The 24073-nt window shown below is 63.2% G+C and carries 17 protein-coding genes; 13 read left to right on the forward strand and 4 right to left on the reverse strand.

Features of this window, described 5'->3' with window-relative positions:
* The first annotated feature begins 29 nt into the window (after positions 1-29).
* Together GGR38_RS14900 and GGR38_RS14905 are read left to right on the forward strand one after the other, a co-directional pair.
* Positions 30-1169 carry an aldose epimerase family protein gene (locus GGR38_RS14900; protein ID WP_183626900.1) on the forward strand — a complete coding sequence of 380 codons (1140 nt, stop codon included), beginning with the start codon at positions 30-32 and terminating at the stop codon, positions 1167-1169.
* A gap of 11 nt (positions 1170-1180) precedes the next feature.
* A complete protein-coding gene (locus GGR38_RS14905; RefSeq protein ID WP_183626902.1) occupies positions 1181-2971 on the forward strand; it encodes an IlvD/Edd family dehydratase in 1791 nt (596 codons plus the stop codon).
* A gap of 99 nt (positions 2972-3070) precedes the next feature.
* Here GGR38_RS14905 and GGR38_RS14910 read toward each other — a convergent pair whose 3' ends face one another.
* Positions 3071-3853 (reverse strand): FadR/GntR family transcriptional regulator, encoded by a 783-nt coding sequence (locus tag GGR38_RS14910; RefSeq protein WP_246404719.1) that lies wholly within the window; start codon positions 3851-3853, stop codon positions 3071-3073.
* A gap of 42 nt (positions 3854-3895) precedes the next feature.
* Complete coding sequence (locus GGR38_RS14915; RefSeq protein WP_183626904.1) at positions 3896-6031, reverse strand: beta-galactosidase; 2136 nt, start codon at positions 6029-6031, stop codon at positions 3896-3898.
* 320 nt (positions 6032-6351) lie between these two features.
* On the opposite strand from GGR38_RS14915, the gene GGR38_RS14920 reads away from it, so the two are divergent.
* From GGR38_RS14920 to GGR38_RS14945, 6 genes are all read left to right on the forward strand, one after another.
* Positions 6352-8634, forward strand: a complete 2283-nt coding sequence (locus GGR38_RS14920; RefSeq protein ID WP_183626906.1) for a TonB-dependent receptor — start codon at positions 6352-6354, stop codon at positions 8632-8634.
* Positions 8635-8745: 111 nt separating this feature from the next.
* Positions 8746-10962 (forward strand): beta-glucosidase family protein, encoded by a 2217-nt coding sequence (locus tag GGR38_RS14925; RefSeq protein WP_183626908.1) that lies wholly within the window; start codon positions 8746-8748, stop codon positions 10960-10962.
* A gap of 5 nt (positions 10963-10967) precedes the next feature.
* The gene (locus GGR38_RS14930) at positions 10968-12542 is read left to right on the forward strand and encodes an alpha-N-arabinofuranosidase (RefSeq protein WP_183626909.1); all 1575 of its coding nucleotides are present in this window, start codon (positions 10968-10970) and stop codon (positions 12540-12542) included.
* 90 nt (positions 12543-12632) lie between these two features.
* Positions 12633-14096 carry a nucleoside hydrolase-like domain-containing protein gene (locus GGR38_RS14935; RefSeq protein ID WP_183626911.1) on the forward strand — a complete coding sequence of 488 codons (1464 nt, stop codon included), beginning with the start codon at positions 12633-12635 and terminating at the stop codon, positions 14094-14096.
* Positions 14089-15570 carry a glycoside hydrolase family 30 protein gene (locus tag GGR38_RS14940; RefSeq protein ID WP_183626913.1) on the forward strand — a complete coding sequence of 494 codons (1482 nt, stop codon included), beginning with the start codon at positions 14089-14091 and terminating at the stop codon, positions 15568-15570. The genes GGR38_RS14935 and GGR38_RS14940 overlap by 8 nt, the downstream gene beginning before the upstream one ends.
* A 51-nt stretch (positions 15571-15621) precedes the next feature.
* Positions 15622-16518 carry an alpha/beta fold hydrolase gene (locus GGR38_RS14945; RefSeq protein ID WP_183626915.1) on the forward strand — a complete coding sequence of 299 codons (897 nt, stop codon included), beginning with the start codon at positions 15622-15624 and terminating at the stop codon, positions 16516-16518.
* Here GGR38_RS14945 and GGR38_RS14950 read toward each other — a convergent pair.
* Complete coding sequence (locus GGR38_RS14950) at positions 16515-17120, reverse strand: TetR family transcriptional regulator C-terminal domain-containing protein (RefSeq protein ID WP_183626917.1); 606 nt, start codon at positions 17118-17120, stop codon at positions 16515-16517. The two genes, GGR38_RS14945 and GGR38_RS14950, sit on opposite strands and share 4 nt — an antisense overlap.
* A gap of 117 nt (positions 17121-17237) precedes the next feature.
* On the opposite strand from GGR38_RS14950, the gene GGR38_RS14955 reads away from it, so the two are divergent.
* From GGR38_RS14955 to GGR38_RS14975, 5 genes are all read left to right on the forward strand, one after another.
* Entirely contained in the window at positions 17238-18458 is a 1221-nt protein-coding gene (locus tag GGR38_RS14955; RefSeq protein WP_183626919.1) for a cytochrome P450, read from the forward strand.
* 5 nt (positions 18459-18463) lie between these two features.
* The gene (locus GGR38_RS14960) at positions 18464-18658 is read left to right on the forward strand and encodes a ferredoxin (RefSeq protein WP_183626921.1); all 195 of its coding nucleotides are present in this window, start codon (positions 18464-18466) and stop codon (positions 18656-18658) included.
* Positions 18658-18981 carry a 2Fe-2S iron-sulfur cluster-binding protein gene (locus tag GGR38_RS14965; RefSeq protein WP_183626923.1) on the forward strand — a complete coding sequence of 108 codons (324 nt, stop codon included), beginning with the start codon at positions 18658-18660 and terminating at the stop codon, positions 18979-18981. The genes GGR38_RS14960 and GGR38_RS14965 overlap by 1 nt, the downstream gene beginning before the upstream one ends.
* A 41-nt stretch (positions 18982-19022) precedes the next feature.
* On the forward strand, positions 19023-20978 hold the full coding sequence (locus GGR38_RS14970) for an oxidoreductase (RefSeq protein WP_183626932.1): 1956 nt from the start codon (positions 19023-19025) through the stop codon (positions 20976-20978).
* Positions 20979-21071: 93 nt separating this feature from the next.
* Positions 21072-23351: an arylsulfatase gene (locus GGR38_RS14975; RefSeq protein ID WP_246404721.1), complete on the forward strand. Its 2280-nt coding sequence runs from the start codon at positions 21072-21074 to the stop codon at positions 23349-23351.
* Here the strand turns inward: GGR38_RS14975 and GGR38_RS14980 are convergent.
* A complete protein-coding gene (locus tag GGR38_RS14980; protein ID WP_183626936.1) occupies positions 23348-24016 on the reverse strand; it encodes a helix-turn-helix domain-containing protein in 669 nt (222 codons plus the stop codon). The genes GGR38_RS14975 and GGR38_RS14980 overlap by 4 nt on opposite strands.
* Between the last annotated feature and the right edge of the window lie 57 nt (positions 24017-24073).

Here is a 24073-nt window from a genome sequence, read left to right on the forward strand (position 1 = left end):
TGGCCCAAGATTGCCGGGAGAGGAAAGGCATGAAATTTTACGCTCTCGCATCACTGGCCGCCCTTTGCGCGGCAACGACGGCGAATGATGCCATGGCCGTAACCGTCAGCCGCGAAAATGCCGGAAAACTGCCCGATGGGGCGGTGGTCGAGGCGGTGACACTAAAGGCGGCTAATGGAGTTTCGGCGCGGATTTTGGCCTATGGCGCCACGCTGCAATCGCTGATCGCGCCCGACGCCAAGGGGCGCAAGGCAGACATTGCCCTGGGCTATGACGACCTCGATTCTTATGTGAATCACCCCAACTATTTCGGGGCGACCATCGGCCGCTTTGCCAATCGCATTGCCAACGGGCGTTTCACGCTGGATGGCAAGACCTATCAATTGCCCCAGAACGACCATGGCCAGACGCTGCACGGCGGCGGGCGCGGTTTCGACAAGGTGCTGTGGAAGGTCGAATCCGTCACCTCCGGCCCGGTCGCCAAACTTGTGCTGACCCACACCAGCCCTGATGGCGATTCCGGCTATCCCGGCACGTTGAAGGCCCGCGTCACCTACAGTCTGGATGAAAAGGGCAACCTTGGCATCCTGTTCGAGGCGGAGAGCGACAAGCCCACCATTGTCAACATGACCAACCATGCGCTGTTCAACATGGCGGGCGAAGGCAGCAGCGGCGGCGCGATGGACAATCGCCTGACCATTCCGGCCGGCGCCTATACGCCGGTGTCGGCCACCCTCATCCCCACGGGCGAGTTGCGCAAGGTGGCGGGCGGCGCCTTCGATTTCCGCAAGGCGCGCCGGTTGAACGACGCCCTGCGCGATGGCCATGACGACCAGATCGTCGCCGGGCGCGGCTATGACCATAATTTCGCGCTGGACAAAGGCGTGACGCCCACGCCGCAACTGGCTGCCCGTCTGGTTGATCCGGCATCGGGCCGTACGCTGGAGGTGCTTTCCACCGAGCCGGGCCTGCAATTCTATTCGGGCAATTTCCTCGACGGCACGCTGATCGGCAAACACGGACATCTCTATCGCATGGGCGACGGCATCGCGCTGGAGCCGCAGAAGTTTCCCGACGCGCCCAATCACAGCAATTTCATTTCCGCCCGCGTCGATCCCGGCAAGCCCTATCGCCACGCCATGATCTACCGCCTCACCATTTCGCATTGATTGAAGGCTTTATGACCGAAACACGCAAATTGCGCAGCCGCGCATGGTTCGACAATCCCGACAATATCGACATGACCTCGCTCTATCTTGAACGCTATCTCAACTTCGGGATCAGCCTCGAGGAATTGCGCAGCGGCAAGCCGATCATCGGCATCGCCCAGACCGGCAGCGACCTTTCGCCCTGCAACCGCCACCACCTCGTGCTGGCCGAACGCATCCGCGAGGGCATCCGCGAAATGGGCGGGATCGCGCTGGAATTCCCGGTCCACCCGATTCAGGAAACCGGCAAGCGCCCAACCGCCGGGCTCGACCGCAATCTGGCCTATCTGGGTCTGGTCGAGGCGATCTATGGCTATCCGCTCGACGGCGTGGTGCTGACCACGGGTTGCGACAAGACCACGCCTGCGCTGTTGATGGCGGCGGCCACGGTCAATCTGCCCGCGATTGCGCTCTCGGTCGGGCCGATGCTCAATGGCTGGCACAAAGGTGAACGCACCGGCAGCGGCACCATCGTGTGGAAGGGCCGCCAGATGCTGGCCGCGGGCGAGATCGACGACGAAGGCTTTATCAAGCTCGTCGCCTCCTCGGCCCCCTCGACCGGCTATTGCAACACGATGGGCACGGCCACGACCATGAACTCGCTGGCTGAGGCTTTGGGCATGATGCTGCCCGGCAGCGCGGCGATCCCGGCCCCCTATCGCGACCGTCAGGAATGCGCCTATCACACCGGCAAGCGCATTGTGCAGATGGTGCATGAGGATCTGAAGCCCTCCGACATTCTGACGCTGGATGCGTTCCACAATGCGATTGCGGTCAATTCGGCCATCGGCGGATCGACCAATGCGCCGATCCATCTGGCCGCGATTGCCCGCCATGTCGGCGTCGAACTGCCGCTGTCGGACTGGCAGGATATTGGCCACAAGATCCCGCTGCTGGTCAATCTGCAACCGGCGGGCGAATATCTGGGCGAGGATTACTACCGCGCGGGCGGCGTGCCCGCCGTGGTCGCGCAATTGATGGGTCAGGGCCTGATCCGCGAGAATGCCATGACCGTCAATGGCAAGACCATGGGCGAAAACTGCGCCAAGGCGACCATCGAGGATGAAAAGGTCATCCGCCCGTTTGACCAGCCGATCAAGGAAGAAGCCGGTTTCCTCGTGCTGTCGGGCAATCTGTTCGATGCGGCGATCATGAAGACCAGCGTGATTTCGGAAGAATTCCGCGCGCGCTACCTTTCGAACCCGGACGATCCCGAAGCGTTTGAAGGCCCGGCGGTCGTGTTTGACGGGCCCGAGGATTATCACCACCGCATCGACGATCCCGCCGTCGGCATCACGCCGCAAACGCTGATGTTCATGCGCGGGGCCGGTCCCATCGGCTATCCGGGCGCTGCCGAAGTCGTCAACATGCGCCCGCCCGCCTATCTCATCACCGAGGGTGTCTCGGCCCTGCCCTGCATCGGCGACGGGCGCCAGTCGGGCACCAGCGGCAGCCCTTCCATCCTCAATGCCAGCCCCGAGGCGGCAGCCAATGGCGGCCTCGCGCTGCTGCAAACCGGCGACCGGGTGCGGATCGACCTGCGCAAGGGCACGGTCAATGTGCTGATTTCCGATGAGGAACTTGATGCACGCCGCAAGGCCCTGACCGAGGCGGGCGGCTATGCCTATCCGGCCAGCCAGACGCCCTGGCAGGAAATCCAGCGCGCGCTGGTGGGCCAGATGAACAGCGGCGCGATTCTGGAAGGCGCGGAAAAGTATCAGCGCATTGCTCAGACCATGGGGCTTCCCAGAGACAATCACTAACGCGACAATCACTGATGAAGAAATGCACTGCCGGGCCACCGCGCCCGGCAGTGTGGGAATAGCGGGAAAGGCCGGGCGGCATGGCAGCCCGGCCTTTTCTTATGCCGGGTCGATCCCCGGTTGGGGCAACAGGCTCAGCCCCATTTCCTCGGCGGTGTCCTTCATGGCAAGGTCAACCAGCACGCGCATCGCCTCGGCGGCGCCGTCGCCATCGCCGGCGGCAATCGCCTCATAGACCTTGGCGTGATCGGGAATCGGGTTGCGCGGCAGGGCGCGGGAACGTTGCTTGTACTGCGTGGTCCAATGCACCGCCGCGCCGATGCTGGCCGACAGGACCACCAGCGCGGGATTGCGCGTGGCGCGCAGGATGGCATCGTGGAAATCGCGGTCGCCCGCCTTGCCCGCCTCGGTGGCCAGCGTGTGGCGACGCATCGCGCCCAGCGCATCCTTCATCGCGCGCAGATCCTCGCGGTCGCGCCTTTGCGCGGCAAAACGCGCCGCCGCAGGTTCGACCACCGCGCGCAATTCAAAGATGCCGCGCACCAGCGCCGGGTCCGGCTCACCCGAAAAGGCCCATGCCAGCACATCGGGATCAAGCAGGTTCCAGCGCGTGCGGGGCAACACTTTGGTGCCTGCCTTGGGGCGGCTTTCCACCAGCCCCTTGGCCGCCAGCACCTGCATCGCCTCACGCAACGCCCCGCGCGAGACATCGAGCGCCTGAGCAAATTCAACCTCGCTGGAGAGGACCGTGCCGGGGGCATAGACCCCCGAGACAATATCCGTACCCAGCCGATGCGCGATCGCCCCTTGCAACCGACGCCCTGTGCCGCGCTTGGCCTTCTTTGCAACGGCTTCTTCCGGGCCTTCCTCCGGCTCGGTCAAATTACTGCCCCCAGAATCATCTCATTCGCCCCGTTCACTGTTTCAGCGATCCTCTTCCAGAATCCCCACTCCCCATGCACCCAGTTCAAGCTTTTGCCCCGCGCCATATTTGCGCTGGCTCAGCAACTCGGCGGATGGGGCCGGGATAGCATAGGTTGTCGGGGTGGGCGAATAGTTCAACACATAACGCACCTTGTGGCCATTGCTGAGCACGCCCTGACGCAGGACCAGCGGGAATTGCACCTGCTCGGCCCCGGCACTGACCCCGGCCTGCGCCACTTCATCCTTGAGCAGCGCTGCAATGGTTTCATCGCCCGGCATAAAGCCGACATAGGTGACCTGCCCCTTGCCCCAGGCATTACGCGTAATCGCGGCATAGGAGGGCCAGGAGGGATGCTTGTAGCGCGCGACGACCTGCGCCGTATCGGGTTCGACAAATTCCATCCACCAGCGCACCTTGTTGGCCGCCTCGCCCACATGGAACGGGTCGCCATCGAGGGAGACGCCCACGGGCGCAGCGAACTGCTGATAATGGATGCCGGCGGCCTGTGCGATGCGGCCCGGCTGGTCGGCATAGCGGACCTTGACGTTCTCGTCGGAAAAACCGCTCTTGAACGTATAGAGCAGGTGGCCGCCCGCCTTGGCGTAATCGTTGAGCTTGTCGATCTCGGCATCGCTGGCGGCATAGAGCGCGGGGACCACGACGAATTTGTAATTGGACAGCGGCGTGGTGCTGTCGGGCGTGATGAAGTCCACCTCGACATTCATGCGATAGAGCGCATCGTAATAGCCGCGCAGCACGTCATTATAGCCGATGGCGCGCCCCTCGCCCTGCGGCTTGAACGATTCGAACCCCGTCAGCGCGCGATTGCTGACATAGATCGCCACCTTGTTCGCCTTGGTCATATTGACCAGTTTCGGCCCGATCCGCGCCAGATCCGCGCCGATCGTCGCGGCTTCGCGATAGGTGGCGTTGGGCTTGAAATCCTGAGACAGCAGCCCGCGCCAATAGGTTTCGATCCCATTGGTCGTGGTGCCCCAATGCCAATATTCCAGCATATTGGCACCCGATGCCAGATGGCTGAACGCCTGCAGGCGCAGTTGCCCCGGATAGGGCGTCCATTCGGGGAAGCCTTGCGCGGTGGTTTCCAGCACGAGGTAATTCTGCCCATTCTTGATCGAGCGCGCCAGATCGCCGCCCAGCGCGATTTCCGTGCCGGTCAGCTTGTCCTGTCCGGGGTGATAGATATCGACGCCCGCTACATCGAGGCTGCGCGCCGCCTGCCAGTGGTTCACATCGGGCTGGACGCCATAGGAATAGCCGCGCCATTCAAAGTCGAAATTCTGGGTCAGGAACTGGTCCTTGCGAGCATGGGCGCGGACAAGCCCCGCCTGCCAGCCCAGATATTCGGTGACCAGCCCGCGCTGAAACTCGGCGAAGGCGGCGCTCAGGCTGGCGTTGATCGAGCCGTTGACGGAAGGAAAATCCTCCCAGCGGTTGATGCGGTTGGACCAGTAATTGAGGCCATAGGCCTTGTTTAGCGCATCCAGATCGCCGCCGAATTTCTGCTTCATATGCTCGACGAAAGCGGCCTGCACATTGGGACCGCTGGTGCCATAGGCCTTGGTTTCATTGTCGAGCTGATAGCCGATGACCGCTGGATTATCCTTCACATGGTCGATCAGGGCGATGATGGCTCGCTCGGCCGCCTTGCGGAACTCCGGGTTGGTGATGTCCATGTTCTGGCGGCGGCCATAGGTGTAGGGTCCCTGCGGCGTGATGGCCAGCACATCGGGGTGCTGCCGCGCCAGCCATGTCGGCACGGCATAGGTGGGCGTGCCGATGATGACCTTGATCCCCGCCTTCTGCATCGCGGCCAGAGTGCGGTCGATATGGTGGAAGTCGAAGATGCCGGGCGCGGTTTCCATCGTGCCCCATGTCGATTCGGCGATGCGCACCACGCTGATATGGGCCGCCTTCATCAAGGCGACATCCTCGTCCAGCCGATCAGTCGGAGCATATTCGTCATAATAGGCTGCGCCGAACAGGATGTTTTGCGGCAAGGTCGCGCGATCCTTGGGTTTTGGCGCCGTCTGGGCCACCGCATTTCCATGCAAAATCAGCGAAATCGCACCGAAACACAGTGATGCCAGAGCAGATTTCTTGAGCGGCGCCATCTCAGCTTCCCCAGATATTTTGATAAACTAATACAAGCCTAGCGCGCCATCGCGCCCTTGGCCAGCGTGGATATGTGCAATTTGCGCCAGATCAAGAATGGCCAAAATCCGCCATTCCTGAACAGACTGACAGGATTGCCTGTGCCATTTGCGCAACATCGAGAAGTAAATACGCAAGAATCACCTCTCATTTGGTAGGACTTTTCCTGAGTCGCCTTGACAGCGTTGACAGGTCCAGCCAACTCCGCCCCAGCCAAAGACCGAGCAGCCCAAAGCGCGCTGCCCCCAAATCTTTAGCCGGTTTGATAGAGAGGAATTTCATGAAGACGAATCTGCTGGGCGGCGCTGCCGTTGCCCTTGCCCTGTCCGTCGCGACCCCCGCTTTTGCTCAGAGCGCCGACGCTCCGGCACCCGCCGCCAATTCGGGCGACATCGTGGTGACCGCAACCCGCCAGAGCACTCTGCTTTCCAAGACCCCGGTCGCCATGACCGCCGTGACCGGCGACAGCCTGCGTTCGGCCGGCATCACCGATCCGCGCTCGCTGGCTCAGGTCGCCCCCAACCTTGCCATCACCGAAAGCGGTGACGGTGTGCGCATCGCCATCCGCGGCGTGACCAGCACCGACGGCACCGAAAAGGGCGACCCCTCGGCCGCCTTCCTGCTCGACGGCATCTATATCGCCCGCCCGCAAGACCAGAAGGGCGCCTTCTTCGACGTGGCGCAGGTTGAAGTGCTGCGCGGCCCTCAGGGCACGCTCTATGGCCGCAACACCACCGCTGGCGTTGTCAACGTTCAGTCGGCCCGCCCCAAGGCCAAGTGGGAAGGTTCGTTCGACGCCAAGATCGGCAATCTGAACAGCCAGAACTACACCGGCATGATCAACGCGCCGATCGGCAACTCGCTGGGCATCCGTCTGGCCGCCAACTATGACCGTCAGGACGGCAACGTTCTGGAAACGGCCAGCAACCCGGCCTATCCGCTCAACCCCTATCGCAAGATCTTCTCGACGCGCCTGTCGTTCGGCGGCGATATCGGTCGTCTGAAGTTCGTCGTGCGCGGCGATTATTCGAGCCAGCGCGGTTCGATGACCAACGTTGTGCCGCTCAGCAACTTCTACACCAACACCGGCACCGTGGGCGTAAACCCCACGTATATCTCGGGCAAGAGCGCCAACGCCTATCGCGCGCTGGGCTATGGCCAACAATATTCCAGCTATAAGTGGAACACGACCAAGGGCGTGATGGGCGAGTTCACCTATGCCCTGACCGACACGATCGACGTGACCTATCTGGGTTCGTATCGCGAATCCAAGCAGGACTTCACGCAGGACCTGCTGTTCCTTGGCGTGCTGGAAAACCCGGCGACCTTCTGGGGCCGCTATCACCAGAATTCGCAGGAACTGCGTCTGGCCTTCGGCAAGGGCAACAAGCTGCACGGTCAGGCCGGTGGCTATTACTTCGACGAACAGTCGCACCTGAACTACACGCTGGGCAACCCGCTCTCCTCGATGGTCTATGCGGGCGCTTCGGGCTACGCCTTCCCGCAGGGCCCGACCGTGTCGCGCTCGAAGGCCGGTTTTGCCCAGTTGACCTATGACGTTCAGCCCGGCCTGCACATCACGGGCGGCGTGCGTTACACCAACGACTTCAAGTCGCGCAGCGGCGCCACGGTCCTGTACTTCCCCAATCAGGCTTCGGTCCCCTCGGCCTTTGGTTCACAGTGCGTGGGCACCACCTGCACGCTCAACCTGAACATCGCTTCGGCCACGTTCGAAAAGGTGACGTGGAAGGTCGGCGTTGACTATGACGTGCCGGGTCTGGGCCTTGCCTATTTCAACGTTTCGACCGGCTATAAGGCCGGCGGCTTCAACGACGGCTGCGTCAGCGGTTCGGGTCTGGGCTGCGCGCTCAGCGCCGGTCAGCTCTACTATCGCCCCGAACAGCTCACCGCCTATGAAGGCGGCGTGAAGTTCAAGTTCGCCGACGGCAAGGTGCGTTTCAACGCTTCGGCCTTCCACTATGATTACAGCAACCTCCAGCTTTCGCAGGCTGCCACGCTGACCGACGCCACCACCGGCGCCAAGGTGTTGCAGACCCTGATCCAGAACGCGGGCACCGCCAAGATCGATGGTATCGAAACCGAAACCACGTTGAAGCCCACCCCGGATGACACGTTCTCGATCGCCGGCAACTACACCAATGCCCGCTACAGCAACTTCTCGCCCACCAATTCGTCGGGCCAGACGGTGAACTTTGGCGGCAAGCAGCTGGACCACGCGCCCAAGTGGACCGCGACCGTGGGCTATACCCGCAACTTTGACGTGGCCAATGGCGCCCATGTCGAAGCCGGTGTGCGCACCCAGCTCTCGTCTGAATATTACATCTCGGACCTGAACATGCTGTATCAGTTCCGCATGCCCAGCTATACCAAGACCGACGTGACAGTGACCTATAAGGCGCCGCAGGATCGCTGGTACATCCAGGGCTATGCCAAGAATCTGGAAAACGTGATCACCGTGGCCAACGCCGTGGCGGGCAACACGCCCGCCGTGACGATGGAAGAACCGCGCACCTATGGCGTCCGCGCCGGTGTGAAGTTCTAAGTGGCCACAAACGAGCCATGAGGGAGGGCGGGTGCGGTCTTTGGCCGCACCCGCTTTTTTTTATGTTTGCCCCCGAATTATTGCCTATCTGAAGATACGAGGATGACAGTGATGAGCACCCCCAAGGTCTGGACTTCTTTGAGCGTGATGGCAGTGGCCATGGCTTCGCAGCCCGCCGCCGCGCAGGCCCCCAATGCACAGGATGTCGCAAAGGCCGACGCCCGCGCCGCCGCCACCGTCAAGGCGATGAAGACCGAAGAAAAGACCATCCTGACCCATGGCATCATGCCGATGGATCTGGGCATTGGCACGACGAAGATCCCCGCCGATGCGGTGCCGGGGGCTGGCTATGTGGCGGGCATTGATCGCCTTGGCGTGCCTGCTCTCAAGGAATCGGACGCTTCGCTGGGCGTGTCCTATGTGATGGGTCTGCGCAAGGATGGGGCCACGGCCCTGCCCTCCGGCGTGCTTCAGGCGGCCACGTGGAACCCCGATGTGCTCTATCGCGGCGGCGCGATGATCGGCGGCGAGGCCCGCGCCAAGGGCTTTAACGTCCTGCTGGCGGGCGGCGTCAATCTGATGCGCGATCCGCGCAATGGCCGCACGTTTGAATATCTGTCCGAAGACCCGCTTCTGTCGGGCATGCTGGTGGGCGCGGCGATCCGCGGCATTCAGTCGAACCACATCATCTCCACGATCAAGCATTTCGCGCTCAACGGTCAGGAAACCGGCCGCAAATATGTCGACATCAAGATCAGCGAGGCGGCGGCCAAGGAATCCGACCTGCTGGCCTTCAAGATCGGCATTGAACAGGGCCAGCCCCTCTCGGTGATGTGCGCCTATAATCGCGTGGGCGGCCAGAACGCCTGCTCGAACGATTTCCTGCTCAACAAGGTGCTGAAGAAGGACTGGGGCTGGAAGGGCTTTGTCATGTCCGACTGGGGCGCGGTGCCGGGCGTTGAGGCCGCGATCAATGGCCTTGACCAGCAATCGGGCGAACAGCTCGACAAGGGCGTGTTCTTCACCGACCAACTGGCCGCCAAGGCCAAGGCCGACCCCAAGTGGGCGGCGCGCGTCGATGACATGAACCGCCGCGTGCTGACCGCGATCTATGCGGCGGGCGTGGACAAGTTCCCCGCGCAAAAGGGCGGCAAGATCGATTTCGCCGCCAATGCCAAGGTGGCAGAGGACGCCGCCAAGCAGGGCATTGTCCTGCTCAAGAATGAAGGCGGGTTGCTGCCATTGATGAAGACCGCCAAGTCGATCGCGGTGATCGGCGGCTTTGCCGATGGCGGCGTGCTGTCGGGCGGCGGATCGTCGCAGGTTCAGGGTGAAGGCGGCCCGGCTGTCACGATCCCGATCATGGGCGACGGCGTCTGGGCGGGCCTGATCGGCCAGAACTATCACCGCTCCAGCCCGTTGAAGGCGATCAAGGCGCAGGCGCCGGACGCCAAGGTGACCTTCCGCGACGGCCGCTACATCACCGATGCAGTGGAAAAGGCCAAGCAGTCCGAAGTCGCGGTGATCTTTGCCACGCAATACACCACCGAGGGTCTGGACGTGCCCGACCTGCATCTGCCCAATGGTCAGGATGAGCTGATCGCGGCGGTGGCGGCGGCCAATCCGAACACCGTGGTCGTGCTGGAAAATGGCGGGCCGGTGGCGATGCCCTGGCTGGGCAAGGTCAAGGCCGTGGTCGAGGCATGGTATCCCGGCGCGCGCGGCGGCGAAGCCATCGCCAGCGTGCTCTTTGGCGACACCAACCCCGGCGGCCGCCTGCCCATCACCTTCCCGGCCAGCACCGACCAACTCCCCCGCCCCAAGCTGGACGGCAGCGACTGGGTTGAGCCCAACTTCGCCGGCGACCCCACCTCGGGCAGCGATCAGCTTCATGCCGATTATGACATCGAAGGTTCGGACGTCGGCTATCGCTGGTTTGCTCGCAAGGGTCAGAAGGCGCTGTTCCCCTTCGGTTATGGCCTGTCCTACACCACGTTCCAGACCGGCGGCCTTGCCCTCAAGGGCCTGACCGCGACGTTTACGGTCAAGAACACCGGCGCGCGCGATGGCGATGAAGTGGCCCAGCTTTACCTTGCCACCCGCAATGGCGAAGTGAAGCAGCGCCTCGTCGGCTTTGCCCGCGTGTCGCTCAAGGCCGGGGAATCCAAGCCCGTCACGCTGACCATCGACCCGCGCCTGCTGGCCGACTGGAAGGATGGCCAGTGGGTCACGCCCAAGGGCGCCTATGGCTTTGCGCTGGGCCGGGATGCGGAACATCTGGGCGAGAAGGTGAACATCACCCTGCCCGCCAAGAGCTGGAAGGAGTAAGCCCGATGCGCTGGATCGCTTCGCTGATGGCCACCGCTGCGGTGGCCTTTGCCACCCCTGCCGCCGCGCAGGACGTCATTAACGGGGCGATCCGGGCCGACCAGCCCGGCCCGGTCATCTCGCGCCATATTCAGGGACAGTTTGCCGAGCATCTGGGCCGCGATATTTACGATGGCATCTGGGTCGGACCGGATAGCGCGATCCCGAACACGCGCGGCATCCGCCGCGATGTGGTCGATGCGCTGCGCGCCATCAAGGTGCCGGTGGTGCGCTGGCCGGGCGGGTGCTTTGCCGACATCTATAACTGGCGCGATGGCATTGGCCCGGCGGCCAAGCGTCCGGTGCGCAAAAATGACTGGTGGGGCGGATTGGAAACCAACGCCTTTGGCACCCACGAATTCTTCGACTTTGCCGAGCAGATCAACACCGACACCTATGTCGCCATCAACATGGCCACGGCCACGCCCGCCGTCATGCGCGAATGGATGGATTATCTCACCTCCAAGGGCGATGACACGCTGGCGCAGGAGCGCCGCGCCAATGGTCATGCTGCGCCTTTCAAGGTTGATTTCGTGGGCATCGGCAACGAGGCATGGGGATGCGGCGGCGCGCAGACTCCGGAATATTTCGCAAATGAATATCGGAAATTTGCAACCTTCTTTCACAAGAACGGTTCAACCTTCCACATGCATAATGACAATTCGGCTCTCCGGGTCGCATCGGGTCCGAACAATGACGACACCAAATGGATGGAAGTCGTCCTGAAAAATGCAGGCGAGCAGATGGATGCGATCTCGCTGCATTACTACACCGTGTGGCATGGCGACTGGGCGCAACGCGACACCGCCATGGCCACCGGTTTCCCCGCCGCTCATTGGAACGAGATCCTTTATCAGGCCTCGCGCATGGAAGAGATCCTGCGCGGGCATGAGGCGGTGATGGACAAGATGGACCCGAAAAAGCGGATCGGCCTGTTCGTCGATGAATGGGGCACATGGTATCGCACCGAGCCGGGCACTGAACCGGGGCATCTCTATCAGCAGAACACTCTGCGCGATGCGCTGGTGGCGGGGATCACGCTCAACATCTTCCACGCCCATGCCGACCGGGTGCGGATGGCGAATATTGCCCAGGCGGTGAATGTGCTTCAGGCCATGCTGCTGACCGATGGCGATAAATTGGCCAAAACGCCGACCTATTACACCTTTGCCATGTACACGCCGTTTCAGGACGCGACCTTTATCCCGGTCAATGCGCCAGCCCCCATGCTCAAGGCCGAGAGCGGGTCTTTCCCTGCCTTTACCGTCAGCGCGGCCAAGGCCAAGGACGGCAAGACCTATGTGGCCGTGGCCAATGCCGACAAGGACAAGGGCTATAAGCTCTCGCTCGACCTTGGCGAGTTGAAGGGAACCAAGGTTTCCGGGCAGGTGCTGACGGCGGCCAAGCTGGATGCGCATAACACGCCGGGGCAGAAGGAAGAGATCGCACCCGCGCCTTTTAATGGCGGGCGGATCGGGGGCGGCAAATTGCTGCTCGATATTCCGGCAAAATCGGTTGTCGTCGTAAAAATCGAAGGCTAATCGTAAGTAACCGTAATACACCCGAAGGCCGAAAGAGCCTTGGCCCCGCCCTTCATCAAGGGCGGGGCCAGCAATAAACAGGAGAAAGCGATGCCCCGTCTGCCCATGCTCTCGGCTGCCCTCTTGCTGGCCGCCGCGCCTGCGGTTCAGGCCGCCCCGGCAGAGCCCCATCCCCGCCTCTTCGTCCTGTCCGACATTGGCAATGAGCCGGACGACCAGATGTCGCTGGTGCGCCTGCTGCTCTATTCGAACGAGATCGACATCGAGGGCCTTGGCGCCACCACCTCGGTCTGGCAGCGCGAAAAGGTCAGCCCCGAGATCATGCACAAGGTGATCGACGCCTATGGCAAGGTGGCGGGCAATCTGCGCCTGCACGATCCGGCCTATCCCACCGGCGAGGCGATAGGCGCCCGGGTTTATGCTGGCCGCGCGGGCTATGGCATGGCGGCGGTGGATATGGACCATCCCTCGCCCGCCGCGCTGGCGCTGATCGAGGCGGCGCGGCGGCCTGATCCGCGCCCGCTGTGGGTGGGCCTGTGGGGCGGCGGCAATACGCTGGCCGAAGCTTTGGGCCATGCGCAAAAGACCCTGCCCGCAGGGGAATTCGACGCGCTGATCGCCCGCCTGCGCGTTTACGCCATCAGCGATCAGGACGATGCGGGCGCGCAGCTTCGTCGCACCTATCCGGGCCTGTTCTGGATCGGCACGCCGTCCTCCCCCGACAGCGGCGATTATGCCGCAGCGACATGGACCGGCATTTCGGGCGACAAATATTACCGCAATGGCGCGGGGGCCAATTTCACGCCCGTTTCCAACGAATGGCTGGATAAAAACATCCGCTCGAAAGGCCCGCTGGGCGCCGCCTATCCGCGCCATATGTTCATCATGGAAGGCGACACGCCCTCCTTCCTCGGCCTCATCACCAACGGGCTGAACGCGCAGGACAAGCCGAACTGGGGCGGCTGGGGCGGACGCTATCTGCTGCGCCAGCCTGCGGGCGAGAGCCACAAGATCTGGACGCAGGGTGGCGACGCCTTCATGCGCGTGACCAGCGCCGACACGGTGGGCGAGCATACCAGCGATCAGGCCACGATCTGGCGCTGGCGCGAGGCGTTTCAGAACGATTTCGCCGCGCGGATGGACTGGACCATCCAATCCCCCGCCAAGGCCAACCATGCGCCCGCCCCGGTGGTCAATGGCAACGCGGGCCTTGCGCCCATCGCGATCAAGGCAAAGGTCGGCCAGTCCATCACGCTGGACGCCGCCGCCAGCCGCGATCCTGACGGCAACAAGCTGACCTATCGCTGGTTCGCCTATGACGAGGCCGGGTTTGACGGCGCATCGCCCAATCCCGCGCTGGAAATCGCCAATGGCAGCACCGCCCGCGCCACGGTGAAGGTGGCCGCGCGCTGCGCCAAGAGCTGGCTGGATTTCCCGCAAATGAAATGTCCGCCGGTGCGCACGGCCCATGTCATCCTTGCCGTCACCGACAATGGCGCCCCCGCCCTTACCCGCTATCGCCGCATTCTGATCGAGGTGTCCGACCATGACTGATCTTTCCGTTTCCCGCCGCGTGGCGCTTGGCCTGATCGGGGCCACGGCTGTCGCGCCTGTGGCCGCCCGCGCGGTGGAAACGCCCGCCCTGCCCGGCGCGCTCTGGTTTTCCACGCAGGCCGATGCGCCATGGCAAAAGCAGAGCGTGCCCGCGCTGGCCGAAGTCAGCCGGGCCAGCCTGTTCGGCACCGATGCGACGATCAATCTGGCCAATCCGCGCCAGACGATGGCGGGCTTTGGCGCCTGCTTTAACGAGCTTGGCTGGGTGGCGCTCTCGCATCTCTCGCCCGCCGATCGCCATGCTGCGCTGGGCGCGTTGTTTGCCCCCGATCAGGCCGCCTTTACCCTGTGCCGCACGCCGGTGGGGGCCAATGACTTTGCGCGGCGGTGGTATTCCTATGACGAAACGCCCGGCGATTTTGATCTCAAGAGCTTCTCCACCGCCAATGACCAGCAGACGCTGATCCCCTATATCAAGGCGGCGCAGGGCTTTAACCCCAACCTGAAACTCTGGGCCAGCCCGTGGAGCCCGCCAAGCTGGATGAAGAAGAACGGGTTTTATGCGTTGGCCAAGCCCTGGCCCGGCACGCCCGAAACCGGCATTCGCGACGATCAGACCGGCCGCGAAGGCGAGGATTCCTTCATTCAGGAAGACCGCTATTTCGACGCCTATGCGCGCTATTTCCGCCGCTATGTCGAGGATTACGCCAAGGCGGGCATCACCATCGGCACGGTGATGCCGCAAAACGAATTCAACTCGGCCCAGCCCTATGCCTCCTGCACATGGACGCCGCAGGGGATCGCGCGTTTCCTGCCGTTCCTTGGCCGAGAGATGGACAAGGTGGGCGCGCGCGTGTTCTTCGGTACGCTGGAGCGCGGCAAGGTCGAAATGCTCGACGCTGTGCTGGCCGATCCCAAGGCGGCGGCGGTCATCAAGGGCGTGGGTGTGCAATGGGACGGCAAGCGCGCCCTGCCCCAGATCGCGCGGCAATATCCTCAGATGGAAATCTGGGCCACCGAATGGGAATGCGGCACGTCCACCAATGACTGGCACTATGCCCGCTATGGCTGGGCCAATCTGCGCCGCTATATCGAATTTGGCGCGAGCGCGTGGGATTACTGGAACGCAGCCCTGCCCACGGGCGGGCTGTCGCCTTGGGGATGGCCGCAGAACAGCCTGATCGTGGTCGATCCGGTTACGAAATCATGGCGCCTGACGCCCGATTACTGGCTGATGCGCCACCTGTCCGCCTATGTGAAGCCGGGTGCACGCGCGCTTTCGGTCGACAGCTTCCTTGGCTTTGACGACAACATCGCCTTCCGCAATCCCGACGGCAGCGTGGTGCTGATCGCCAATAACGCGCTGGGGCAAAAGCAGAAGGTGCGTTATGCGCTGGGCGGCAAGGCGCTGACGCTGGAACTGGCGGCAGATTCGCTCAACACCATCGTGCTGCCCGCCAGCGCCCTAGGGTGAGACGCCATAAGCCCATTGACCATGCGTGCGGGGCGATCCAAACCTGCACGCATGGTCAAGCTGTCATCCTCTGATTCCATCCGGCCCCGGTCGAACTATTTCACCAGCCAGACCCTGCGCCTGCATTATCTGGAATGGGGCGATCCCAATGCTCCGGTGCTGGTGCTGCAACATGGCGGCTTTGATCATGCTCGCTCGATGGATTGGCTGGCGCGCGAATTGGCCGGGGAATGGCGGGTGATCGCGCCCGATCTGCGCGGACATGGCAACAGCGCATGGTCGCCTGACGCCGATTACACGATGGCCGCGCTCCTGATGGATTTCGCCAATCTGGCCGATGCGCTGGGGCAGGAGAAGCTGACCATCTGCGCCCATTCGCTGGGCGCGATGGTGACGACGCGCTACGCCGGGATCTTCCCCGACCGGGTCGCGCGCTTCGTCAATATCGAGGGGCTGGCCCTGTCGAGCGGGCGCAATTCGCAGCGGATGATCCAGCCCTTTGCCGCGCGCGTCGCCAACTGGATCCGCCTGCATCAGGAAGCGGCCAAGCGCCACCCCAAGCGCTATGCATCCGAGGAGGACGCCTTTGCCCGGATGCGGGAAAAGAACCCCTATCTCTCCGACGATCAGGTCCGCCATCTGACCCATCATGCGCTGCGCAGCAATGATGACGGCACCTATAGCTGGAAATTCGACCCCCGGCTCAACATCTGGCCGGTGCTGGATTTCCCGGAAGAGGAAGTAATCGCCATGTGGCAGGCCGTGACCTGTCCGGTGCTGTTCCTGCATGGCAGCAACACGTTCATGCCCAATCCGGGCAAGGACGGGCGGATCGAGCATTTCCGCAACGCGCGCCTGATCGAATATGACAATGCCAGCCACTGGCTCCACCATGACCGCTTTCCGACGGTGCTGGAGGATATTCGGGCGTTTCTGGCCGAGGGTTAAACCTGTCTGGCGGCCATGTCCGGCCCCAGCGCATAGGCCGTGGTGCGGCGGAATTCCTGCCGCAACCTTGCCTCGTCCCAATGCTCGCGGTCGAACAGGGCCTGTATGGCGATGCCATAGAGCGCGTTGCTGATCGCCTGCGCCGCGCCTTGCGCCGCATCGCCCTCCATGCCGATGGAGCGCAGATAGGCCGCCACTCGCTCGACCGTCTGATACAGGCCCACCGCATGTTCGGCGGCCAGCACCGGATCATGCAAAGCCGCGCTCCAGAAATGCAGCCATGCCGCCCAATTGTCGCGCTGGGCCGTGCTGATGGGCAGCAGTTCCTCGATGGCGCGCACCGCCGTATGCGCGCGATTCGACAACGCCGCATCGCGCATCGCGGCCGCCCGCGCATTCACATGGCGATAGGTTTCCAGCACCACCTCATCCTTGTTGCGGAAATGGTGGCTGATCACGGTGGTCGAACAATCCATCCGCCGCGCCAGATTGCGAAAGGTGATTTCCCCCAGCCCCCCTTCGACCAGCAATTGCGCCGCGCAGGCAATCACTTCGGCGCGGCGCAGATCGGCGGCGGATTGGGGTGGGGCGATGTCGTTCATGGCCCGGCATGACTGCGCGATAAAACAGGCGTTGTACAGATAAAACATCTGTTGTATCTAGCACTCAGGTGCAGGATTCTATAGCCTGTCCAAAGAACAGAACACTGGAGGATTGCCATGGCGAGTCAGCCTAAGGTTCCCGATCACGTCCCCGCGCACTGCGTGGGGGCCTTCAACCTGTACAAATCGCCCGAAATGCGCCCCACCCCCTTTGGCGACCCCTTTGCCGCGGTGGCCAAATTGCTCGATGGGCCTGCGGTGTTCTACGCCCCCGAAACCACCCGCGACGGTCAAGGCGCATGGATCGTCACCACCGCCGAAGAACAGCGCAATGTCCTTCAGGACGGCGCGAGCTATTCCTCCTATCGCCGCATCTTCTCCTCGGCCATCGGCGAGGACTGGCCGGTAATCCCGCTCGAACTCGACCCGCCCGAACATGGCAAATATCGCTCGATGCTCAACCCGCTGCTCTCGCCAAAGCGGGTGGCGGCGCTCGAACCCTTCGTCACGGCCAAGGCGGTCGAACTGATCGAGGGGCTGAAGGCGCGCGGCACATCGGCCGAGGTGATGACCGAATTCGCCTTCCCGCTGGCGGTCAGCGTGTTCCTCGCCTTCCTTGGCATTCCCGATGACCGGTTGATGGAATTTGTCGGCTGGGCCAATGAACTGCTGCATATGGGGCCTGCCGAACGCACGGCGGCAGCGCATAAGGTGCTGAATTTCCTTGAAGGCATGATCGCCCAGCGCAAGGAAGAACCGGCCGACGATTTCATGACCTTTCTGGTGCAGGCACAGGTCGAAGGCCGCCCCCTGACCGATCAGGAAATCCGCTCGATTGCCGTGCTGCTCTTCATCGGCGGGCTGGATACAGTGGCCACCGCCATCGGCCTCGACCTCTATTTCCTCGCCCGCAACCCCGATCGCCAACAGGAATTGCGCGACAATCCCGCGATTCTGCCCAGCGCTGTCGAGGAAATGCTGCGCGCCTTCCCCAGCGTCACCCCGATCCGCACCGCCACGCGCGACATGGATCTGGGCGGATGCCCAATCAAAAAGGGCGATCTGGTCTCCTGCCCCTCAATGGCCTCCAGCCGCGATCCGGCCGAATTTCCCGATCCCAACACCATCGATTTCAACCGCGAGGACAATCGCCACACCGCCTTCTCCTATGGCCCGCACCGCTGCCTTGGCTCGCATCTGGCCCGGCGCGAGATCATCATCGCGCTCAATGAATGGTTCGCCCGCATCCCGCCTTTCCGCATCAAGGAAGGCACAGCCCCCGTCACCTTCGGCGGCTTTGTCTTTGGCGTGGAAAATCTGGTGATCGACTGGAGTTAAGGACGATGATTATCAAGGTAGACCGCGAGAAATGCGCTGGCCATGCGCGCTGCTGGGCGCTGGCGCCGGACTTGTTCGAGCTGGATGACGAAGGCTATGTCCTGCCCGGCGACATCACCGTGCCGCCGGGACAGGAAGCGCTGGCAGGCCGCGCCACCCGCGCCTGCCCCGAGCGGGCGCTGAGCATCGGAGAGGATTGATGGCGACAATCAACTATCGCCTTGCCGATGGCACCGATCAGGTGGTCGATGTGCCACAGGGCTGGAGCCTGATGGAGGGCGCGGTCAAGAACGGGTTGCGCGGCATTCTGGCCGATTGCGGCGGGGCTTGCTCTTGCGCCACCTGTCAGGTGGTGATCCCCGATGACTGGATCGCCCGCCTGACGCCTGCCAGCGAGGAGGAGGAGGCGATGATGGAATTTGCCGCCGATCCGCAGGCGGGCAGCCGCCTCTCGTGCCAGATCCCCGTGACCGAGGCGATGGATGGGATGGTCGTGCAACTGCCCAAAACCCAACTGATCTGAGCCAACCCGCGCCATAAGCGGGACGCAAGGGAGAGACACTCATGAAACTGCTGCAACCGATCCGCCTCGGGCGGGTCGAGGTGAAGAATCGCGTCGTGCAGACGGCCCATTCGGCCTTTGTGGATTTCTGGCAGAAGGGCAATGATGGTGCGCGCTACATCGCCTATGTCGAGCGGCGAGCGCGCGGGGGCTGTGGCTTGCTGATCCTGACGGCGATGCATGTCCATGCCTCCAGCCAGAAAGAGATGCATTTCGTCTATGACGCGGAGGATATGGCGCCCAAATATCGCCAATTGGCGGATCGCGCCCATGCCCATGGCGCGCGGCTGGTGCAGCAATTGTTCCACTATGGTGCCACCGGCAAATCCGAGGCGCGCGATGATATGCACCCGCTCTGGGGCATGTCGGCGCTTACCTCGTCGCTGGGCGAAACCGCCCATGCGATGAGCGAGGCCGAGATCGAGGAGATCATCGAGAGCTTTGCGGCGGCGGCGCGCGTGGCCTGCGAGAATGGCATCGACGGCGTCGAACTGCATGGCACGCATGGCTATCTGATCCAGCAGAGTTTCAGCCCATGGGGCAACCAGCGCACTGACCGCTGGGGAGCGCCGCTGGCTTTCCTGACCGCTGTGATCCACCGCGTGCGCGCGGCCATCGGGCCGGACAAGATCCTTGGCCTGCGCATCTCCGCCGATGATTTCCTGTCGGGCGCGGGCGGTCTGGGGCCGGAGGGTTTGCGCGAGATTGCGGCGGGCGCGGTGGATACCGGGATGCTCGACTATCTCAACCATTCCGAAGGCGCAGGCGGCGCGCATTATGTCCGCGCCATCGGCAGCTATCGGTACAAAATGGGCGAATGGCTGCCCTATACGCGGGGGTTGAAAGAGGCCATCGGCGGCGCGATCCCCGTGATCGGCGTGGGCAAAATCCCCACCCATGACCTTGCCGAACAGGCGCTGGAGGCGGGCGATTGCGATCTGGTCGGCATGACCCGCGCCCAGATTTCCGACCCCGACATGGTGGCCAAATTGATGAGCGGACAGGCCAACCGCATCCGCCTGTGCACCGGGGCCAATCAGGGCTGTATCGACCGCACCGGCCTTTACCCCATCACCTGCATCCACAATCCCGAAGTGGGCGAGGAGGAACGCTTTGCCGCGCTCGACGCCGCGCCGGTGGAGCATAAAAAGGTGCTGGTCGTGGGCGGCGGCCCGGCGGGGATTAAGGCCGCAGAGGTGGCCGCGAGGCGTGGTCATCAGGTCACGCTGGTCGAACAGGGCGCGCGCCTTGGCGGGCGTTTCGCGGCGGTGGAAAAGTTGGGCGATGCCAGCAACCTGCTCTCGGCGGTAGCTTGGGTGGAAAGCGAGTTGAGCCTGCTTAAGGTGGACATCAGGATGCAGACCGTGGCCGATACGGCGCTGGTCGATGCTCTGGCCCCCGATGCGGTGATTCTGGCCACGGGCGCCGCGCCCTCGACCACGCTCAAGACCATCAGCGACGGCTCGATCCCGGTGATTTCCAGTGATGAGGGGGCGGAAGGGACGTTTGAGGGCGAGAAGCTGGATATGCGCGGGTTGCGCGTGCTGTTCGTCGATATTCGCGCCAATTATGAAACCGCGCTTTCCATCGAAGCCATCGCCCGGCGCGGGGCCAAGGTCACGGTGGTCACGCCCTATATGTCCTATGGCGTCAACGTGGGCTTCACCCATCTGATCGACTATCTCAAAAGCTTCCCCACGCTGGGCGTCGAACTGGTGGCGCAATCCCTGCTGGCGCGGGTCGAAGATGGCGAGGCGGTGATCCGCCATGCTTTCTCCGGCGCGGAAAGGCGCGAAGCATTCGACCTGATCGTCGCGGGCGTGGCGCCATCGCCCCGAACCGGGCTGATCGAGGCATTGGGCGGGCGATACAAGGTGATGAGCGCGGGCGACATGGTGGCCCCGCGATCCGCGCTGGAGGCGTTTCGCGAGGGGGATCGCTGCGGGAGGACGATTTAAGTCAATCGACTTAATTTATATTGACGTGCAGATTTTAACCGGCATATTCGCTCCCGAAACCGGCGCATCAGACCCCGGTTCGGGAGAATGCCGATGCGCTTGCTACGCCTGAAATCCGCCCTGCTGGCCGTGTCGGCCCTGCTGCCCGCTGCCGCTCTGGCGCAAACCGGGATCTCGGCGGCGGAATCCTCAGCCCCCGTCTGGCCGCAACCGGTCCGCGCAGCCAAATCCGCGCCCAACATCCTGCTGATCATGACCGATGACGTCGGCTTTGGCGCCTCGTCCGCCTTTGGCGGGCCGATCCCCACCGCCACGTTCGACGCCTTAGCGCGCGAAGGGCTGCGCTATAACCGCTTTCACACCACCGCCATCTGCTCGCCCACGCGCGCCTCGCTGCTGACCGGGCGCAATCCGCAGGCGGTCGGCATGGGCTATGTCGCCAATTGGGCCACCGGCTATGAAGGCTATAACAGCGCCATTCCCAAGAGCGCCGCCGCCCTGCCCGCGCTGCTGCGCGCCGGGGGCTATTCCACCGCGATGTTCGGCAAATCGCATATCACCCCCGAATGGGAAATGAGCGCCTCCGGCCCCTTCGACCGCTGGCCCACGGGGCTGGGGTTTGACTATTTCTACGGCTTTCTGGGCGCGGATTCCTCCGCTTTTGAACCCTCGCTGGTGGAAAACACTCGCCCCGCCCATCCCGATGTCAACCGCCCAGGATACCATCTGGAAAGCGATCTGGCCGATCACGCTATCGCCTGGATCGCCGAACAAAAGGCCAATACGCCCGACCGCCCCTTCTTCGCCTATTACGCCACCGGCGCGGCCCATGCACCCAACCATGCGCCCGCCGCTTGGCTGGCCAAATTCAAGGGCCGGTTTGATAAGGGCTGGGACGCGCTGCGCGATGAGATCTTCGCGCGCGAAAAGGCGCTGGGCACCATTCCCGCCGACACGCAGGCCCCGCCCCGCCCCGCGACCTTGCCTGCTTGGGACAGCCTGAAGCCCGATCAGCAGCGCCTCTATGCCCGCTATATGGAGGCCTATGCCGCATCGCTCGCCTATGCCGACGATCAGGTGGGCCGCGTGATCCAGAGCCTGAAAGACAATGGCACCTATGACAACACGCTGATCATCTATATTCAGGGCGACAATGGCGCCAGCGCCGAGGGCAGTTTCGACGGCAAACTATACGAACAATCGCCCTTGTCCGGGGTGAAGGAGGATCTGGCCCGCTCCATCGCGCATATTGGCGATATTGGCGGGCGCAACGCCTATAATCTCTATCCCGGCGGCTGGGGCTGGGCGCTCAATGCGCCGTTTCAGTGGTCAAAGCGCTATGGCTCGCATTTCGGCGGCCTGCGCAACGGGATGGTCGTGGCATGGCCGCATCATATTGCCGATGCGGGTGCGATCCGCTCGCAATTCCTGCATGTCAGCGACATCATGCCCACGCTGCTGGACGTGGCCGGGATCGTCGCGCCCGACGTGTTCAACGGCGTGCCGCAACAATCGATCACCGGCATCAGCGCGCGCTACACTCTGGACCAGCCCGCCGCCCCTTCGCGCCGCACCACGCAGGTCTTTGCCATGGCGGAGAACCTGAGCCTCTATAAGGACGGCTGGGTCGCCGCAACCAAGCCGATGGTGACGCCTTGGGAGCGCACGCCCCCACCCCGCGTCGCGGTCGAAAACCGGCAATGGGAACTCTACAATATCGACAAGGATTTCAGCGAGGCCCATGATCTTGCCTCTGCCGAACCGGCGCGGCTGGAGCGGATGAAGGCGACATTCTGGGCCGAGGCCGCCAAGGCCAAGATCCTGCCGATCCACAGCCCCGATGGCGGGCAAAAGGGCAGGCCCGACCCCAGCGCGGGCCGCACCAGTTTCACCTATACGATGCCGATCACCGACATTGCCGAAAGCGCCGCCCCGCCCACGGTCGGCCATTCCTTCACCATCAGCGCGGAGCTGACTACCGGGAATGGCGTGATTGCAGCCCAAGGCGGGCGCTTTGGCGGATACAGCTTCTATCTCGACCATGGCCGCCCGGTGTTTGCCTATAATCTGACCCCGGCCAATATGACCCGCATCGCCGCCACCAAGACCATCGGCGCAGGCGCGCATCGGCTGGAAATGCGTTTTACCCTCGACAAGGAAGCGGCGACCAGCGGCGGCAATGTCACGCTGCTCCTCGATGGCGCGCCGGTGGGCGGCGGGCGCATCCCCCGCACCTTCGCACAGGTCATCTCGCATACCGAAGGTTTCGACATAGGACAGGACACGATCTCGCCGGTCGATCCGTCCTATAGTGTGGCCAGCAGCCGCTTTACCGGCACCCTGCGCGCGGTGACGGTGAAGATCGGGGGTTAGAGCGCCAGCATATCGGCAAACAGCAAAGGCGCACGCCCTGTGGCCCCCTGACACAGGGCGGCATGGGCGCTGCGCAATGCATCCTCCAGCAGGGCCGCGCCGCCCAATTGCCGATCGACATGATCGTGGCGCAGCAGCGCGTTAAGGAAAAGCATCAGAGCCAGCATACTGCGTGAGCGGATGAAAGCCGGCGACAGATCGCCCAAAGTCGCCGCGATCAATTCGACCACCCGCCTTTGCGCCGGGGCCACGCCGCCCGCCCCCACGGCGGCTTGCGGGTCGGGCGCGCGCCAGTGGCGCATCACATAATGCACCAGAAACCCGGCATAGGGATGGCTGCCATCCTCACCTTTGAGCGCCAGATGCGGCAGGCACAGGATTTGCAGCAAGGTCAGCGAGTCGCCCAGCAGCCCCTCCGCCCCGGCCCGCGCCAACATCGCCTCGCGCATCGTCTCCATATCGCCCACGCGGCAGACATGGATCGCCGCCATCACCCCCTCACGCGATCCGAAGTGATATTGCACGGCATTGTTGTTGCGCGATCCGGCCGCCTGCGCAATCTCGCGCAGCGACACGCCCTCGCATCCGCGCTGGGCGAACAGGCGCTCGGCGGTCAGCAGCAGGTGGCGTTTGGCCGCATTGAATGGTGGGGCGGGGTCGGCCATGGTTCCTCTCTTTTCCTATCCCGCCATGCCATAGGGCGCGGCAGGGCGCAAACCGCC

Source organism: Novosphingobium sediminicola (genome assembly GCF_014196525.1).
GTDB classification, from domain to species: Bacteria; Pseudomonadota; Alphaproteobacteria; order Sphingomonadales; family Sphingomonadaceae; genus Novosphingobium; species Novosphingobium sediminicola.

Excerpts from the sequence above, each read along its gene's own strand:
- GGR38_RS14900 (WP_183626900.1), top strand. The coding sequence starts at position 30 with ATGAAATTTTACGCTCTCGCATCACTGGCCGCCCTTTGCGCGGCAACG.
- GGR38_RS14905 (WP_183626902.1), top strand. The coding sequence starts at position 1,181 with ATGACCGAAACACGCAAATTGCGCAGCCGCGCATGGTTCGACAATCCC.
- GGR38_RS14915 (WP_183626904.1), bottom strand. The coding sequence starts at position 6,031 with ATGGCGCCGCTCAAGAAATCTGCTCTGGCATCACTGTGTTTCGGTGCG.
- GGR38_RS14920 (WP_183626906.1), top strand. The coding sequence starts at position 6,352 with ATGAAGACGAATCTGCTGGGCGGCGCTGCCGTTGCCCTTGCCCTGTCC.
- GGR38_RS14925 (WP_183626908.1), top strand. The coding sequence starts at position 8,746 with ATGAGCACCCCCAAGGTCTGGACTTCTTTGAGCGTGATGGCAGTGGCC.
- GGR38_RS14930 (WP_183626909.1), top strand. The coding sequence starts at position 10,968 with ATGCGCTGGATCGCTTCGCTGATGGCCACCGCTGCGGTGGCCTTTGCC.
- GGR38_RS14935 (WP_183626911.1), top strand. The coding sequence starts at position 12,633 with ATGCCCCGTCTGCCCATGCTCTCGGCTGCCCTCTTGCTGGCCGCCGCG.
- GGR38_RS14940 (WP_183626913.1), top strand. The coding sequence starts at position 14,089 with ATGACTGATCTTTCCGTTTCCCGCCGCGTGGCGCTTGGCCTGATCGGG.
- GGR38_RS14945 (WP_183626915.1), top strand. The coding sequence starts at position 15,622 with ATGGTCAAGCTGTCATCCTCTGATTCCATCCGGCCCCGGTCGAACTAT.
- GGR38_RS14950 (WP_183626917.1), bottom strand. The coding sequence starts at position 17,120 with ATGAACGACATCGCCCCACCCCAATCCGCCGCCGATCTGCGCCGCGCC.
- GGR38_RS14955 (WP_183626919.1), top strand. The coding sequence starts at position 17,238 with ATGGCGAGTCAGCCTAAGGTTCCCGATCACGTCCCCGCGCACTGCGTG.
- GGR38_RS14960 (WP_183626921.1), top strand. The coding sequence starts at position 18,464 with ATGATTATCAAGGTAGACCGCGAGAAATGCGCTGGCCATGCGCGCTGC.
- GGR38_RS14965 (WP_183626923.1), top strand. The coding sequence starts at position 18,658 with ATGGCGACAATCAACTATCGCCTTGCCGATGGCACCGATCAGGTGGTC.
- GGR38_RS14970 (WP_183626932.1), top strand. The coding sequence starts at position 19,023 with ATGAAACTGCTGCAACCGATCCGCCTCGGGCGGGTCGAGGTGAAGAAT.
- GGR38_RS14975 (WP_246404721.1), top strand. The coding sequence starts at position 21,072 with ATGCGCTTGCTACGCCTGAAATCCGCCCTGCTGGCCGTGTCGGCCCTG.
- GGR38_RS14980 (WP_183626936.1), bottom strand. The coding sequence starts at position 24,016 with ATGGCCGACCCCGCCCCACCATTCAATGCGGCCAAACGCCACCTGCTG.